This is a genomic window from Rhizobium sp. BK313, from assembly GCF_014193655.1.
Taxonomy (GTDB): domain Bacteria; phylum Pseudomonadota; class Alphaproteobacteria; order Rhizobiales; family Rhizobiaceae; genus Rhizobium.
In genome coordinates this window covers 1,558,893-1,574,434 of the sequence record NZ_JACHZQ010000001.1, presented here as the reverse complement: position 1 = coordinate 1,574,434, position 15,542 = coordinate 1,558,893, and the positions used below count along the sequence as shown (strand labels likewise).

General features: G+C 60.0%; 13 protein-coding genes. 11 read left to right on the top strand and 2 right to left on the bottom strand.

All coding sequences use genetic code 11. The features are described from left to right. Nucleotides 1–100 precede the first annotated feature (100 nt). The 8 genes from dusB (at nucleotide 101) to hflX (ending at nucleotide 10,346) form a co-directional block, all read left to right on the top strand. Complete coding sequence (dusB, locus tag FHT86_RS07440; RefSeq protein WP_133706216.1) at nucleotides 101–1,129, top strand: tRNA dihydrouridine synthase DusB; 1,029 nt, start codon at nucleotides 101–103, stop codon at nucleotides 1,127–1,129. Beyond that, on the top strand, nucleotides 1,126–2,283 hold the full coding sequence (locus tag FHT86_RS07435; protein ID WP_133706215.1) for a two-component system sensor histidine kinase NtrB: 1,158 nt from the start codon (nucleotides 1,126–1,128) through the stop codon (nucleotides 2,281–2,283). Before dusB ends, FHT86_RS07435 begins: the two co-directional genes overlap by 4 nt. Then, nucleotides 2,280–3,731: a nitrogen regulation protein NR(I) gene (gene ntrC, locus FHT86_RS07430; RefSeq protein ID WP_133706214.1), complete on the top strand. Its 1,452-nt coding sequence runs from the start codon at nucleotides 2,280–2,282 to the stop codon at nucleotides 3,729–3,731. The genes FHT86_RS07435 and ntrC overlap by 4 nt, the downstream gene beginning before the upstream one ends. Nucleotides 3,732–4,016: 285 nt before the next feature. Further along, on the top strand, nucleotides 4,017–6,290 hold the full coding sequence (locus tag FHT86_RS07425) for a sensor histidine kinase NtrY-like (RefSeq protein ID WP_133706213.1): 2,274 nt from the start codon (nucleotides 4,017–4,019) through the stop codon (nucleotides 6,288–6,290). Beyond that, the gene (locus FHT86_RS07420) at nucleotides 6,280–7,644 is read left to right on the top strand and encodes a sigma-54 dependent transcriptional regulator (protein ID WP_133706212.1); all 1,365 of its coding nucleotides are present in this window, start codon (nucleotides 6,280–6,282) and stop codon (nucleotides 7,642–7,644) included. Before FHT86_RS07425 ends, FHT86_RS07420 begins: the two co-directional genes overlap by 11 nt. Before the next feature lie 74 nt (nucleotides 7,645–7,718). Further along, nucleotides 7,719–8,582 (top strand): D-amino-acid transaminase, encoded by an 864-nt coding sequence (locus FHT86_RS07415; protein ID WP_133706211.1) that lies wholly within the window; start codon nucleotides 7,719–7,721, stop codon nucleotides 8,580–8,582. A 108-nt stretch (nucleotides 8,583–8,690) separates the two neighbouring features. Further along, nucleotides 8,691–8,933: an RNA chaperone Hfq gene (gene hfq, locus FHT86_RS07410; protein ID WP_007693481.1), complete on the top strand. Its 243-nt coding sequence runs from the start codon at nucleotides 8,691–8,693 to the stop codon at nucleotides 8,931–8,933. A 60-nt stretch (nucleotides 8,934–8,993) separates the two neighbouring features. Further along, complete coding sequence (hflX, locus tag FHT86_RS07405; protein WP_166656797.1) at nucleotides 8,994–10,346, top strand: GTPase HflX; 1,353 nt, start codon at nucleotides 8,994–8,996, stop codon at nucleotides 10,344–10,346. A 5-nt stretch (nucleotides 10,347–10,351) separates the two neighbouring features. On the opposite strand, the gene mazG is transcribed toward hflX, so the two are convergent. Both mazG and FHT86_RS07395 read right to left on the bottom strand, forming a co-directional pair. Then, the gene (gene mazG / locus FHT86_RS07400; RefSeq protein WP_133706209.1) at nucleotides 10,352–11,188 is read right to left on the bottom strand and encodes a nucleoside triphosphate pyrophosphohydrolase; all 837 of its coding nucleotides are present in this window, start codon (nucleotides 11,186–11,188) and stop codon (nucleotides 10,352–10,354) included. 26 nt (nucleotides 11,189–11,214) lie between these two features. Then, a complete protein-coding gene (locus tag FHT86_RS07395) occupies nucleotides 11,215–11,802 on the bottom strand; it encodes a nucleoside deaminase (protein WP_133706208.1) in 588 nt (195 codons plus the stop codon). A 289-nt stretch (nucleotides 11,803–12,091) separates the two neighbouring features. Here FHT86_RS07395 and cysG point away from each other — a divergent pair, with 289 nt between their 5' ends. Genes cysG through FHT86_RS07380 form a run of 3 tightly spaced genes read left to right on the top strand, consistent with a single transcriptional unit; the run spans nucleotide 12,092 to nucleotide 15,539 of the window. Beyond that, complete coding sequence (gene cysG / locus FHT86_RS07390) at nucleotides 12,092–13,534, top strand: siroheme synthase CysG (protein ID WP_183868552.1); 1,443 nt, start codon at nucleotides 12,092–12,094, stop codon at nucleotides 13,532–13,534. A 3-nt stretch (nucleotides 13,535–13,537) separates the two neighbouring features. After that, nucleotides 13,538–13,852, top strand: coding sequence for a DUF2849 domain-containing protein (locus tag FHT86_RS07385; protein ID WP_133706206.1), 315 nt, complete (start codon nucleotides 13,538–13,540; stop codon nucleotides 13,850–13,852). Nucleotides 13,853–13,859: 7 nt separating this feature from the next. Then, nucleotides 13,860–15,539 carry a nitrite/sulfite reductase gene (locus FHT86_RS07380; protein ID WP_133706205.1) on the top strand — a complete coding sequence of 560 codons (1,680 nt, stop codon included), beginning with the start codon at nucleotides 13,860–13,862 and terminating at the stop codon, nucleotides 15,537–15,539. The last annotated feature ends 3 nt before the right edge of the window (nucleotides 15,540–15,542 follow it).

Sequence of the window (15,542 nt, the reverse complement as noted above, 5' to 3'; positions counted from 1 at the left end):
GCCTCGAATGGGCATTTTCCAGCATTTGCCCAAAAAATATCGGCATTCTCCGAAACCTCTTGGCAAGCTTCACAAGACTGTCTAAAAATAGTGCAGATATATGGTGTGCCTGAAAGATAATCATTTGCTTCCGTCTGAGCTTGCAGCCCCATTTTCCATCGGCCCCGTGCCCGTCCGCAATCGCGTGATCCTCGCGCCGATGTCGGGCGTGACCGATTTGCCTTTCCGGCAGCTTGCCCTGCGCTATGGTGCTGGCCTGGTTGTGACCGAAATGGTCGCCAGCCGCGAATTGGTGCAGGACACGGCGGAATCCTGGGCGCGGCTGAGAAGTGCTGGGCTAAAGCCGCATATGGTGCAACTGGCGGGCCGCGAGGCGCATTGGATGGCCGAGGCGGCGAAGATTGCCGCCGATAATGGCGCCGACATCATCGACATCAACATGGGCTGCCCGGCCAAGAAAGTCATCGGCGGCTATTCCGGTTCTGCGCTGATGCGCGATCCGGATCATGCATTGAGGCTGATCGAGGCGACGGTTAAGGCGGTCGACATTCCCGTGACGCTGAAGATGCGGCTGGGCTGGGACGAAAATTCCATCAACGCGCCGCACATCGCCCGCCGAGCCGAGGAAGCCGGGATCCAGCTTGTGACCATCCACGGCCGTACACGCATGCAGTTCTACGAGGGCAGGGCGGACTGGAATGCTATCCGCGCCGTGCGTGATGCCGTCTCCATTCCGCTGGTCGCCAATGGCGATGTCGACACGCAGGAGGACGCACAGGAGATACTCCGCTGCTCCGGCGCCGATGCCATCATGGTCGGTCGCGGCTGTCAGGGGCGGCCGTGGCATGCCGGTGTGCTCGCCGGCCACCGCGAACCGGACCGCAGCGAGATCGCCAATATCGCCCTGGAGCATTATCGGATGATGCTGGCGTTCTACGGCGAAGCCGTTGGCATTCGCCACGCCCGCAAACATCTCGGCTGGTATCTGGACCGTTACGCTCCCACCATCGCCGGCGCTGAAAAGGCAGGAATCATGACTTCGAAAGATAGCCGCGAGGTGGCCGCGTTATTCCATGCGGCGCTGCAGACCGGGTCCGATCTCGCTCGAAGCCTCCAGGAGGCCGCATGAGCTCGAAATCCAATTCCGGGGGTGCGGAGCATACGGGTGGCGCCGTGGCCATGGCGGTTCTCAACGCGATCCAAAATCCGGTCGTCATGGTCAACGAGGCCGGGCTGATCGCCTTCGCCAATTGGGAGGCCGAGGCCTTCTTCGGCGCCAGCGCCTCGCATCTGTCGCGCTATGAGATTTCCACCTTCATTCCCTTCGGCAGCCCATTGCTGGCGCTGATCGACCAGGTGCGCGAACGCCGCGCCCCGGTCAACGAATACCGCGTCGATCTCAGTTCGCCGCGTCTCGGCCAGGACAAGTTGGTGGATATCTACGTCGCTCCTGTTTCGAGCGAGCCCGGCTCCGTGGTGATCGTCTTCCAGGAACGGTCCATGGCCGACAAGATCGACCGGCAATTGACGCATCGTGCCGCCGCCCGCTCGGTAACCGGCCTTGCGTCAATGCTGGCGCATGAGATCAAGAATCCGCTCTCCGGTATCCGCGGTGCGGCCCAATTGCTTGAACAATCGGTTGAGGATGACGATCGCGGGCTGACGCGCCTCATCTGCGACGAGACCGATCGTATCGTCTCGCTGGTCGATCGCATGGAGGTCTTTTCCGACGAGCGTCCAATCGACCGCGTGCCAGTCAACATCCATTCCGTCCTCGATCATGTGAAGGCGGTCGCCAAGGCTGGTTTTGCCCGCAATATCAAGGTCACCGAGAATTATGACCCGTCGTTGCCAGCGGTCTACGCCAACAGAGACCAGCTCGTGCAGGTCTTCCTCAATTTGGTGAAGAACGCTGCCGAAGCGATTGGCGACCGGCCGGAGGGCGAGATCATGCTGACGACGGCCTATCGCCCAGGTATCCGTCTTTCAGTCGCCGGCACGCGCGAGAAGATCTCCTTGCCACTGGAATTCTGCGTGATCGATAACGGTCCGGGTGTGCCCGCCGACCTCGTGCCGCATCTCTTCGATCCGTTCATCACCACGAAGACGAACGGCACCGGCCTCGGCCTGGCGTTGGTCGCCAAGATCATCGGTGACCATGGCGGCATCGTCGAATGCGACAGCCAGAACCATCGCACCACTTTCCGCGTTCTGATGCCGGCCTCCAAAGGCATCACACTTGAAGACGCTCCTCTTCCGAACTCTACAGGGACTACTCGATGACAGCTACGATCCTTGTCGCCGACGACGATGCGGCTATCCGTACCGTGCTCAATCAGGCTTTGAGCCGCGCGGGTTACGATGTGCGCATCACATCCAACGCCGCCACGCTCTGGCGTTGGGTTTCCGCCGGCGAAGGCGACCTCGTTGTAACCGACGTCGTCATGCCTGACGAAAACGCCTTCGACCTGCTGCCTCGCATCAAGAAAGCAAGACCGGAGCTGCCGGTTCTGGTCATGAGTGCGCAGAATACTTTCATGACGGCAATCAAGGCCTCGGAAAAGGGTGCCTATGACTATCTGCCGAAGCCATTCGACCTGACGGAACTGATCGCCATCATCGGTCGCGCCTTGTCCGAGCCGAAGCGCAAGCCTGCCAAGCTTGATGACGACATGCAGGATGGCATGCCGCTGGTCGGCCGCTCTGCCGCCATGCAGGAAATCTACCGCGTCCTGGCGCGCCTGATGCAGACCGACCTGACGTTGATGATCACCGGCGAGTCCGGCACCGGCAAGGAACTGGTGGCCCGCGCGCTGCATGACTACGGCAAGCGCCGCAATGGTCCTTTCGTTGCCATAAATATGGCCGCCATTCCGCGCGACCTGATCGAGTCCGAATTGTTCGGCCACGAGAAGGGCGCTTTCACCGGTGCGCAGACGCGTTCGACCGGCCGTTTCGAGCAGGCCGAGGGGGGCACGCTTTTTCTCGACGAAATCGGCGACATGCCGATGGATGCCCAGACGCGTCTTCTGCGCGTCCTGCAACAGGGCGAATATACGACCGTCGGCGGCCGCACGCCGATCCGCACCGACGTCCGTATCGTTGCTGCCACCAACAAGGATCTGAAGCAGGCGATCAACCAGGGCCTCTTCCGCGAGGATCTCTATTATCGCCTCAACGTCGTGCCGCTGCGCCTGCCGCCTTTGCGTGACCGCGCCGAGGATATTCCTGATCTCGTCCGCCATTTCGTGCAGCAGGCGGAAAAGGAAGGGCTCGGTTCGAAGCGGTTCGACCAGGAAGCGCTGGAACTGATGAAGGCCTATCCTTGGCCGGGCAACGTGCGCGAGCTGGAAAACCTCATCCGCCGTCTGATGGCGCTCTATCCGCAGGACGTCATCACCCGCGAGATCATCGATTCGGAGCTGCGCGCGGATGTGCCCGACAGTCCGATTGAAAAAGGCCCGGTCCGCACCGGCAGCATGACCATCGCTCAGGCGGTCGAGGAGAACATGCGCACCTATTTCGCTGGTTTCGGCGACAATCTGCCGCCGCCGGGCCTCTATGATCGCGTTCTCACCGAAATGGAATATCCGCTGATCCTTGCCGCGCTGACCGCGACCCGCGGCAATCAGATCAAAGCCGCCGATCTGCTTGGCCTCAACCGCAATACATTGCGTAAAAAGATCAGAGAACTGGGTGTTTCCGTCTATCGAAGCTCCCGCACGGCTTGACAATGTGATCAGATGCGTTGCATTTTCGCCACAATGCGTTGCTTAAAGGTCACGCAGCCGGTTCACGGTTTTTGCGGTAGCGATTCGTCGAGTATGTTACTGCGCAAGGGGAAATTGTTCAAAAGTTTCAACTCATTGCTTAAATGATTTGAAACAGAGGTTTCGAACTGGTGCGAAACCGCATGAAGGTTCCAGCCCTTGCCTGTCACTCGTGCCGCCGCCAAAACAGTGCTGATGCAATTTGGCCAGGGCGCAGACCGTCGCCTGCGCCCGGAGATAGTGGGAATGAAGCAGGACGCGGTGTCGCCGGCAGCGAGCGACGAGGCGGTCGTCAAGGTGACGGACCGTCGTGCATCCTTCGCCCTTCCTGGCCTGATCTTGGCCGGCGGCGCGCTGTTGTGCGCGATTGCAACGCTTCTGGTGCTTCTGGGGCTGACGCCGATTGCCCCCACATCCTCCGTCGTCTTCACCTCGGTCGTGATCAACGGCCTGTTCGTTCTGGGGCTGATTGCCCTTATTGCGCGTGAAGTTGCGCGCCTTGTGAAAGCGCGGAGCCGTGGCCGCGCTGCGGCGCGCCTGCATATCCGCATCGTCGTCCTCTTTTCCATCGTCGCGATAACGCCCGCGATCCTCGTGGCCATCGTCGCCAGTTTGACGCTGAATGTCGGCCTTGATCGTTGGTTTGCGCTGCGCACGCAGCAGATCATCAGCTCCTCGCAGAATGTCGCACAAGCCTATCTGATGGAAAACGCCAGCTATCTGCAGGGCCAGACCGTTTCCATGGCGAACGACCTGGAGCGCAACCGCACGCTTTACAGTCTCGACCGCACCGGGTTCGCCGATCTGATGACCCGGCAGGCCAAGGGCCGCGGTTTGCTTGGCGCTTTCCTGGTGCGTCGTGACGGCACCGCGATTGTTCAGGCAGACATCAAGACCGAGCGCCCGCTGCCGGCAATACCGAAGGACGCGCTCGACGCGTCAGCCGACGGTCAGCCGACGCTCATACCGCCGGGTGTGACCAATCTTGTGGGCGCGGTCATCAAACTCGACGAGATTCCGGGCGCCTTCCTCTATACGGTGCGGGCCGTCGATCCGCGCGTCATGAACGCCATGCGCATGGTCGAGGACAACACAGCTGAATACAAGGCGATGGAAGAGGGGCGCATGTCCCTGCAGATTGCCTTTGCCGTGCTTTACATCGGTTTTGCGCTGATCGTGCTTCTGGCAGCAATCTGGACCGCGATAGCGGTTGCCGATCGCATCGTTCGGCCGATCCGGCTTTTGATCAGCGCCGCTGACAATGTCGCGTCCGGCAACATGAATGTGCTGGTGCCGGTGCGCGCGGCTGATGGTGACGTTGGCAGCCTGTCACGCACCTTCAACAAGATGATCTCGGAGATACGCACACAGCGCGACGAGATTCTCGAAGCCAAGGACGAGGTTGATGATCGCCGCCGGTTCATCGAGGCGGTGCTGTCCGGTGTGACCGCAGCCGTGATCGGGGTCGAACACGACCGACGGATAACCATCGCCAACACATCTGCCGAAGAGCTGCTGTCCCTGAAGAGCGACGAGCTTGTCGGCATGAACCTGGCTGAGATCGCGCCCGAGGTCGATCAGGTCGTTACCGAAGCCACGACGCGGCATCGGAGCGATTTCCGCAAGCAGATCAGTCTGGTGCGTGGTGGAACGGTGCGCACGCTGAGCGTTCAGGTGACGCGTGAAGAATCGCGCGACTCGAACGAATCCTACGTCATCACGCTCGACGATATCACTGATCTGGTCATCGCTCAGCGCTCGACCGCCTGGGCCGACGTCGCTCGCCGCATTGCGCATGAGATCAAGAACCCGCTGACGCCCATCCAGCTTTCCGCCGAGCGCATCCGCCGCCGCTTCGGCAAGAATATCGCCGAAGTCGATCGCCCCGTCTTCGATCAATGCACCGACACGATCATCCGCCAAGTCGGTGATATCGGCCGCATGGTCGATGAATTCTCGTCCTTCGCCCGCATGCCGAAGCCGACAATGGAACCAAGCGACCTGCGCGATATCCTGCGTGACGCGGTGTTCCTGCGCGAAATGGGCAATAATCATGTCAAGTTCGAGCGCGAGCTCGGCGACGAACGGCTGGAAGGCATGTTTGACACGCGCATGCTCGGCCAGGCCTTCGGCAATCTCATCAAGAATGCTGTCGAGGCGATCGAGGCCGTGCCAAGCGGCGAGAGCCGTGAGGAGCCCAAAATTCTGGTGCGCTCGTTCCTCGATGCCGAACGCGACCGCTTTACCGTCGATGTCATCGACAACGGACGCGGCCTGCCGGTCGAGAACCGGCACAGCATTCTCGAACCTTACATGACGATGCGCGAGAAGGGCACCGGTCTTGGGCTCGCGATTGTCAAGAAGATCATTGAAGACCATGGCGGGCAGCTCGAGCTGCATGATGCTCCCGCCGATTTCGACCAGGGCAGGGGTGCCATGATCCGCGTGCATTTGCCGCGCCGTGAGCAGGCCGCCGTCGCCCAGACAGCAAGTGACAAGGAAAGCGTTTATGGCATCTGATATTCTCGTGGTGGATGACGAGGAAGACATTCGCGAAATCGTTTCGGGGATTCTTTCGGATGAGGGGCATGAAACTCGAACCGCATTTGATAGCGACAGCGCTTTGGCAGCGATCTCCGATCGAGCGCCGCGGTTAATCTTCCTCGACATCTGGATGCAGGGCAGCAAGCTCGACGGTCTATCATTGCTGGATGAGATCAAGGCGCGCCACCCGGAACTGCCTGTGGTGATGATCTCCGGTCACGGCAATATCGAAACCGCTGTCTCTGCCATCAAGCGAGGCGCCTTCGATTTCATCGAGAAACCTTTCAAGGCCGACCGGCTAATCTTGATCGCCGAGCGCGCGCTGGAGAATTCCAAGCTGAAGCGCGAAGTTTCGGAGCTGAAACGCCGTACGGGCGATGCTGTCGAGCTGATCGGCACGTCGGTTGCGGTCTCGCAGCTTCGCCAGACCATCGACAAAGTTTCCCCGACCAATAGCCGCGTGATGATCTTCGGCCCGTCTGGTTCCGGCAAGGAGCTCGTGGCCCGAATGATCCACAAGAAGTCGGCACGCGCCAATGGTCCTTTCGTTGCGTTGAATGCTGCGACGATCACGCCCGAACGGATGGAAATCGCTCTGTTCGGCACCGAGGGCGCGCCAGGTCAGCCGCGCAAGATCGGCGCGCTGGAGGAGGCGCATCGCGGCATCCTCTATCTCGATGAGGTCGGTGAGATGCCGCGCGAGACGCAGAACAAGATCCTGCGCGTGCTGGTCGATCAGCAGTTCGAGCGCGTCGGCGGCTCGAAGCGAGTGAAAGTCGATGTGCGCATCATATCGTCCACGGCCTACAATCTGGAAAGCCGGATCGCCGAAAGCCTGTTCCGAGAAGATCTCTACCACCGCCTTGCCGTAGTGCCTGTGCGCGTGCCGGCGCTGGCCGAGCGGCGCGAGGATATTCCATTTCTCGTCGACCAACTGATGCGGCAGATTTCCGAACAGGCGGGCATCCGCTCGCGCCGGATCGGCGACGACGCCATGGCGGTGCTGCAGGCGCATGATTGGCCGGGCAATATTCGCCAGCTTCGCAACAATATCGAACGCCTGATGATCCTGGCGCGCACCGATGGTCCGGATACGCCGATCACGGCGGAGATGCTGCCGACCGACTTGGGCGATATGTTGCCGAAGGTCTCCGCCAAGAACGACTATCACATCATGACATTGCCATTGCGCGAAGCCCGCGAAATGTTCGAGCGCGACTATCTCATCGCGCAGATCAACCGCTTCGGCGGCAATATTTCGCGCACTGCCGAGTTCGTCGGCATGGAGCGCTCGGCGCTGCACCGCAAGCTGAAGTCACTCGGCGTCTGAAGTCACTTGCTCGGCAGCTACGGTCTGCCACGCACCTCTCTCGTATTCTTATGAAATTCTGATCAGGGTCCGCCATGCCGAGAATAGCTTATGTGAATGGTCGTTACGTCAAGCACAGCGACGCAATGGTTCATGTCGAGGATCGCGGTTATCAATTTGCCGACGGCGTCTACGAAGTTTGCGAAGTCCGTCACGGCTTGATCGTTGATCTGACTCGCCATCTCGACCGTCTCAACCGCTCGCTCGGAGAACTCCGCATTGCCTGGCCGATGAGCCGCGCTGCGCTGATTCATGTGATTCGCGAGACCCTGCGGCGCAATCATGTCCGCAACGGCCTGTTCTATCTACAGGTGACCCGCGGCGTTGCCCGGCGCGATCATGTCTTCCCGGCAGAGGGCACGCCATCCTCGATCGTCGTCACCGCCAAGAGCACCGATGCGTCTGTGATCGCAAAGAAAAATGCCAGTGGCATCAAGGCGATTACCGTGCGCGACAATCGCTGGGATCGGGTCGACATCAAGTCGGTCGGACTTCTGTCGAACGCACTGGCTCGCCAGCAGGCCAAGGAAGCCGGCGCACAGGAAGCGATCTATATCGACCATAACGGCATGGTGAAGGAGGGTGCGGCAACGAACGTCTGGATTGTCGATTCCGACGGCAACCTGGTCACGCGTCCGGCCGAGCACGGCATTCTGCGCGGCATCACGCGCACGACGCTGATGGATGTCGCCGCGAAACTGGATGTCACCGTTGTCGAGCGTTTCTTCTCCGTCGAGGAGATGATGGCGGCGCGCGAAGTATTCATCACGGCAGCCACAAGCATTTGTTTTCCTGTGGTTGCCATCGATGGCGAGTCGATCGCCAACGGCTATCCGGGAAGCGTTTCGCAGAAAATTCGTGAAGCCTTTTTCGACGTTGCGGAAAAGACTGCGATTTGATACCAACGTTCGCTGGGGAGGAGAGAATGAGGGTATCTCCTGTCCGGGGTCTCAGTATATCTTGATATTTCACCGGCTTACGCCGGCAAAAAAGAAAGAAGCGGCGCGATGGCGGAACGTTCTCAGAACTTGCAGGATCTATTTCTCAATACAGTTCGCAAGCAAAAGATTTCACTCACAATCTTTTTGATTAATGGCGTAAAGCTTACGGGCGTCGTTACGTCCTTCGACAATTTCTGCGTCCTGCTGCGCCGAGACGGCCATTCACAGCTCGTCTACAAGCATGCGATCTCGACGATCATGCCCGGCCAGCCGATGCAGATGTTCGAGAGCGAAGAAGTCGCATCCTAACTAGGATTTGCCGCTATCACGACACGCGATACGAAAAATGATTCCATCATCCCGGAAGCGATAAGGCATCGGGATGACACGCATGCTGTTGTTGTTGTACCCGTCCTGAAGCAGGCGCGCGCAGCGCGTTCCGCGCAGGCGGATGGTGCGATAATAACTTCACGTTCCCCAGAGAGTCGGCTCGAAGAAGCCAAGGGTCTCGCTTTGGCGATCGACCTCGATGTCGTCAACGGCTCGATCGTACCGATCAACGATCCGCGTCCGGCGACGTTGCTCGGCACCGGCAAGATCGAGGAAATCCGTGCACTGCTCGATGAATTCAATGCCGGCCTGGTGATCGTCGATCATCCGCTCACGCCGGTACAGCAGCGAAATCTCGAGAAAGAATGGAACGCCAAGGTTATCGACCGGACGGGCCTCATCCTCGAAATCTTCGGCCGCCGCGCCTCCACCAAGGAAGGCACGCTGCAGGTCGAACTTGCGCATCTGAATTACCAGAAGGGCCGGCTGGTCCGAAGCTGGACCCACCTTGAGCGCCAGCGCGGCGGTGCGGGTTTCATGGGCGGCCCCGGTGAAACCCAGATCGAAGCCGACCGGCGCTTGCTGCAGGAGCGGATTATCCGGCTCGAGCGTGAGCTGGAGCAGGTGGTGCGCACTCGCCAGCTTCATCGCGCAAAGCGCAGGAAGGTGCCGCATCCGATCGTAGCGCTGGTGGGCTATACCAACGCCGGTAAATCGACGCTGTTCAACCGGATCACCGGCGCCGGCGTCTTGGCCGAGGACATGCTGTTTGCGACGCTCGATCCGACGCTGCGGCGTATGAAGCTGCCGCATGGCCGCACCGTGATCTTGTCCGATACCGTCGGCTTCATCTCCGACCTGCCGACCCATCTCGTGGCCGCATTCCGTGCCACGTTGGAAGAGGTCTTGGAAGCTGACCTGATCCTGCATGTGCGTGATCTCTCTGATGACGACAATCAGGTGCAGAGTGCTGATGTCATGCGAATCCTTGGCGATCTGGGCATCGGTGAGGCGGAAGGAGCGGAGCGCATCCTCGAAGTCTGGAACAAGATCGACCGACTGGAGCCGGAGGCGCATGACGCCATCGTCCAGAAGGCATCGACCGCCCAAAACGTCATCGCGGTATCGGCAAAAAGCGGCGAGGGCGTTGATCGCCTGATGAACGAAATCAGCCGCCGGCTTTCCGGTGTCCTGACCGAGGCGACGATCACGCTGCCGGTCGACAAGCTGGCGTTGCTCCCCTGGCTCTACAATCACGCCATCGTCGATGGTCGCGAAGACAATGGGGACGGCACGGTCACGCTTGATGTGCGATTGACCGAGACGGAAGCAGTGGAGCTGGAGCGCCGCATGGGCAACGGCCCGAAGCCACAACGCGAGGATTGGGAATAGGCGTCCTATTCAGCAAGCTGACGCTCGATCGCCTTTGCTGCCTGCCAGATATCTTCCATCCGCTCCAGGGAAGCGCCGTTTAGGGTTTCCCCCTCGGCAGCGAGCGTCGTTTCGATGTGATTGAAACGACGGCGGAATTTCGTGTTTGTGCCGCGCAACGCCTGCTCGGGATCTGCCTTTACATGCCGGCCGATGTTGACGACAGCGAAGATCAGGTCACCTAGCTCGTCACTGACCTTGGCTTTGTCGCCGCTCGCAAGCGCTACCCGCAATTCATCGATCTCCTCCTCGATCTTGTCGAGGATCGGCTCGGGCGCCGACCAGTCGAAGCCGACTTTGGCGGCGCGTTCCTGCAATTTCAGCGCCTCGGTCAAAGCGGGGAATGTGCGCTGTACCGAACCGAGAAAACCGATTTTGAAATCCTCGGAGATGCCTCGCCGTGCCCGGCGCTCGGTGCGCTCGCGCTTCTCATCCGCCTTGATCTCTTCCCATTGTACCTTCACCGCGTCTGGCGTGTCGGCGCCGGAGATGGCGAAGACATGCGGATGCCGGCGGATCATCTTGCGGGTGATGGCTTCCACCACGTCGCCAAAGGAGAATTCGCCCGCTTCCTCGGCCATGCGGGCGTGGAAAACGACCTGCAGCAGGAGATCACCAAGCTCCTCGCAAAGGTCGTCCATATCCCTGCGTTCGATCGCATCTGAAACCTCATAAGCCTCCTCTATCGTATAGGGCTTGATGGTCTCGAAGGTCTGGACGATGTCCCAGGGGCAACCGGTCTCCGGATTGCGCAATGCCGCCATGATCTCGATCAGGCGGGATATGTCTCGCGATGCTTCCATCGGGGCCTCTATAAATCTTGTCTTGGTCAGTTCAGCGGAATGTCGTTTTCGCTCTTGGACGCCTGGTAGCTGTCGGAGAGCGCGGCATAGGCGGCCTTGATGCGCGTCGTCTGTTCCCTGAGTGCTGTCTTCAGCGGGTCCGCCTCGGTTTCGATGAGATCGGCGACCGCAAAACTGTTCCAGAAGGCGTTCTGCCGGCGATAGCCGCCCGGTTCCAATCCAAACACCTCTTTCAGGATCTTCAGGTCATGGGGGATTGCGAAAGCGTCGCGGGAATCCTCATGACTGAAGAAATAGTAGTAATTGTCGAAACCAGCCCAGGTGATGGCCGACATGCACATGGTGCAGGGCTCGTGGGTGGAGAGGAAAATCAGATCCTTGGTCGCCGGCTTTTCGCCGAGTTCATAAAAACGCTTTAGCGCATGCACTTCGCCATGCCAGAGCGGATTTTCAAGCTCGTTGTTTGTTTCGGCAATGACCAGCGATAGGTCCGATTTGCGCAGGATCGCTGCGCCGAATACCTTGTTTCCAGCGGCAACGCCCCTTTGCGTCCGTGGCAGGACGTCATCTTCCATGACCTCGAGGAGGCGGGCGGCGATGGTGTTGGCGGACAAGCAGCATACTCCGGAACGTTTTCTCCTACCTTAACGGCATTGCCGACACGGCGGAATGCGCAAATGACGTATGGACTCCATTTGCCACAGGCAATAGGAATATCTCAGATAGCGAGAAGTTCTAAAAGTCTATGGATTTCCTCTATTTATCCTATTCTGACTGTCTGGTGAGTTTTGCTCAAATCGGGGGGATGTCGAGCAAAAGAATACGGACAAGGCGGAGCATTAGAATTTCTGTTTCTTCAATCTCTTGGCCGCAGGGGTGATATTCGGGCAATCTCGAAGTGGAATGATAATGCCTCCCAAGACTGACCAGCTTTCGGTGTTTCCCGCCTTCTTTCGCGTGGAAGGAAGGGTGACGGCCGTCTTCGGCAATGGTGATGAAGCTTTCGCGAAGACGCGCTTGCTGCTGAACACGCAGGCGAAGATTGTCGCCTACGCGCAAACGCCGGAAGCCGATTATCATTCCTTCCTGATCACCAACCGTATTGAAACCGTGCGTGCAGCCTTTTCGCCTGATCAGGTCAAGGGCGCCGTTCTGGTATTCGCCGCGACCGGCGATGCCGACGCTGACCGTGCGATTGTCGACGCTGCCCGCGCCGAAAGAATTCCGGCGAACGCTGTCGATCAACCGGACTATTGCGATTTCTATACGCCGGCGCTCGTGAACCGTGCTCCCGTCGCCGTCGCCATCGGCACTGAAGGCGCTGGCCCGGTGCTGGCGCAGATGATCCGAGCGCAGATCGACCAGTTGCTGTCGCCTTCGCTCGGAAAGCTCGCGGAGCTGGCGACGAACTATCGCAAGTCCGTCGATCGCCTCGTCCCGCGTGGCGTTGCCCGCCGCGTCTTCTGGCGTCGCTTCTTTTCCGGTCCTGTCGCCGACGCTGTTAGTGCTGGCCATTTGCCGCAGGCCGAACGTGCCGCCGACAGTTTGCTGCACGCGATGCATAAAGTCGAAGGTCATGTGTGGCTGGTCGGCGCCGGTCCCGGCGCGGAAGACCTTCTGACGTTGCGCGCTCAGCGCGTGATGATGGAAGCCGATGTCATCGTCTATGATGCGCTCGTGCCGCAGGCGATTGTCGATATGGGTCGCCGCGATGCCGAGCGTCTTTCTGTCGGCAAGCGCAAGGGCTGCCACACCAAATCGCAGGAAGAGATCAACGATCTGCTGGTGCAGCTTGGCCGCGACGGCAAGCGCGTCGTGCGGCTGAAGTCTGGCGATCCCCTGGTCTACGGCCGGGCAGGCGAGGAAATGGCTGCGTTACGTGCCGCTGGCGTTACCTATGAGATCGTTCCGGGCATCACCTCGGCTTTTGCCGCTGCCGCCGATTTCGAGTTGCCGCTGACGCTGCGCGGCGTCGCTTCATCGCTGGTCTTCACCACCGGCCACGACCTAACCGGCGATGTCCTGCCGGACTGGGCGAGCCTCGCGGTATCCGGCGCGACCATTGCGGTCTATATGGGCCGCACGGTCGCAGCCTCCGTTGCCGGCCGCCTGATGAGTGCTGGGCTCCCAGCCGAAACGACCGTTGCCGTCATTGAGAACGCAAGCCGCCGCGATCGCCGCCTGATGCACGGTACATTGAAAGATCTGCCTGGCTTGGAGCATCGCGATGAGCTGCGCGGTCCGGTTATGGTCATTATCGGCGATGCTGTCGCTGGCGCCAATTTCGAACAGTCCGAGCCGCTGGTCCGACAGGAGACCGCCGCTCAAGAATTTGCAAGGAGCTGATCCATGGTCGACAAGGTTCTGACCGCAAACCGGCTGACCGATGGTGTCGCCGTTTGGTTGAATGCGAATGGCGAATGGGTGACCTCTCTACAAGAAGCGCTGGTCGCCCGTCATGCCGAAGCCGAGGCCGCGCTCGAGGCGATCGGCAAGCAAGCTTACGCCGACAACAAGGTTGTTGACGTCAACCTGATCGAGGTTCAGGAAACCGGCGGCAAGCTTTGGCCGCTGCGCCTGCGCGAGCGCATCCGTGCCGAGGGTCCCACAATGGAATACGCGCCGGGCTACGCCGCGGCCGATCCGGAATTCATTGCAGTCTGAGGAAATCATGTATCGCTACGACGAATTTGATCACGCCTTTGTGGCGGAACGTGTTGCGCAGTTCCGCGATCAGGTGCAGCGGCGCCTTTCGGGTGAACTCTCGGAAGATGCGTTCAAGCCGCTGCGTCTGATGAACGGCGTCTATCTGCAGCTCCATGCCTACATGCTGCGCATCGCCATTCCTTATGGCACGCTGAGCTCACGCCAGATGCGCATGCTGGCGCATATCGCGCGCACTTATGACCGCGGTTACGGCCATTTCACCACCCGCCAGAACCTGCAGTTCAATTGGCCGAAGCTGTCCGACATGCCGGACGTGCTTGCCGAGCTCGCCTCTGTCGAGATGCATGCCATCCAGACTTCAGGCAATTGCATTCGTAACGTCACGGCGGACCATTTTGCCGGTGCCGCCGCCGACGAAGTCGCAGATCCGCGTCCCTATGCGGAAATCCTGCGGCAATGGTCGTCTGTCCACCCGGAATTCTCGTTCCTGCCGCGCAAGTTCAAGATCGCTGTCACCGGTGCCGAGCGCGACCGTGCCGCGATCCAGGTGCATGATATCGGCCTGCATCTGAAGAAGAACGACAAGGGCGAGATCGGCTTTGCCGTCTATGTTGGCGGCGGGCAGGGCCGCACGCCTATGGTCGCCAAGCTGATCCGCGACTTCCTGCCGGAAGAAGACCTGTTGTCCTACACGACCGCCGTCATGCGCGTGTACAATCTGCATGGCCGCCGCGATAACAAGTACAAGGCCCGCATCAAGATCCTCGTGCACGAAACCGGCGCCGAGGAATTGGCTCGCCAGGTCGAGGTCGAGTTTGCGAAGCTCAGGGATACAGAGCTGAAGCTACCGGAAGCCGACGTTCAGGCGATCGCTACCTATTTCGCACCGCCGGCTCTGCCCGAGCGCGCCGAAGGCTGGGAAAACCTCGCTCGCTGGAAGAAGGCCGATCCGGATTTTGCCCGTTGGGTGCAGCAGAACGTGCAGCCGCACAAGAATCCTGATTACGGCATGGTGACGATCTCGCTGAAGCCGATAGGCGGTATTCCGGGCGATGCTTCGGATGCGCAGATGGACGTGGTCGCCGATATCGCCGAAGAATACGCTTTCGACGAAATCCGCGTCAGCCACGAGCAGAACCTGATCCTGCCGCATGTGGCGCTCGCCGATCTCGAAGCCGTCTATCGCGGCCTGGTCGCCGCCGGTCTGGAGACTGCCAACGCCGGCTTGATCACCGACATTATCGCCTGTCCGGGGCTTGACTATTGCGCTCTCGCCAACGCCCGTTCGATCCCGGTTGCGCAGGAAATCTCCAGGCGCTTCGGTTCGGCCGAGCGCCAGGCTGAGATCGGTGAGCTGAAGATCAAGATTTCGGGCTGCATCAATGCCTGCGGCCACCACCATGTCGGCCATATCGGCCTACTGGGTGTCGAAAAGAAGGGCGCGGAGCTCTATCAGATCACGCTTGGCGGCTCCGGCGATGAACATACGTCGATCGGTGAGATCATCGGCCGCGGCTTCGAGCCGGACAAGGTGACCGACGCGATCGAGACGATTGTCGACACCTATCTCGGCCTGCGCCTCGATTCCTCCGAAATCTTTCTCGACGCCTATCGGCGTGTCGGACCGCAGCCTTTCAAGGATGCGCTTTACGGCTCGTCCTCGGCTGCAGCCGAAGCGGCGTAAGGA

Excerpts from the sequence above, each read along its gene's own strand:
- mazG (WP_133706209.1), bottom strand. The coding sequence starts at position 11,188 with ATGGAAGCATCGCGAGACATATCCCGCCTGATCGAGATCATGGCGGCA.
- cysG (WP_183868552.1), top strand. The coding sequence starts at position 12,092 with ATGATAATGCCTCCCAAGACTGACCAGCTTTCGGTGTTTCCCGCCTTC.
- dusB (WP_133706216.1), top strand. The coding sequence starts at position 101 with ATGGTGTGCCTGAAAGATAATCATTTGCTTCCGTCTGAGCTTGCAGCC.
- FHT86_RS07380 (WP_133706205.1), top strand. The coding sequence starts at position 13,860 with ATGTATCGCTACGACGAATTTGATCACGCCTTTGTGGCGGAACGTGTT.
- FHT86_RS07420 (WP_133706212.1), top strand. The coding sequence starts at position 6,280 with ATGGCATCTGATATTCTCGTGGTGGATGACGAGGAAGACATTCGCGAA.
- FHT86_RS07385 (WP_133706206.1), top strand. The coding sequence starts at position 13,538 with ATGGTCGACAAGGTTCTGACCGCAAACCGGCTGACCGATGGTGTCGCC.
- FHT86_RS07425 (WP_133706213.1), top strand. The coding sequence starts at position 4,017 with ATGAAGCAGGACGCGGTGTCGCCGGCAGCGAGCGACGAGGCGGTCGTC.
- FHT86_RS07435 (WP_133706215.1), top strand. The coding sequence starts at position 1,126 with ATGAGCTCGAAATCCAATTCCGGGGGTGCGGAGCATACGGGTGGCGCC.
- ntrC (WP_133706214.1), top strand. The coding sequence starts at position 2,280 with ATGACAGCTACGATCCTTGTCGCCGACGACGATGCGGCTATCCGTACC.
- FHT86_RS07415 (WP_133706211.1), top strand. The coding sequence starts at position 7,719 with ATGCCGAGAATAGCTTATGTGAATGGTCGTTACGTCAAGCACAGCGAC.
- hfq (WP_007693481.1), top strand. The coding sequence starts at position 8,691 with ATGGCGGAACGTTCTCAGAACTTGCAGGATCTATTTCTCAATACAGTT.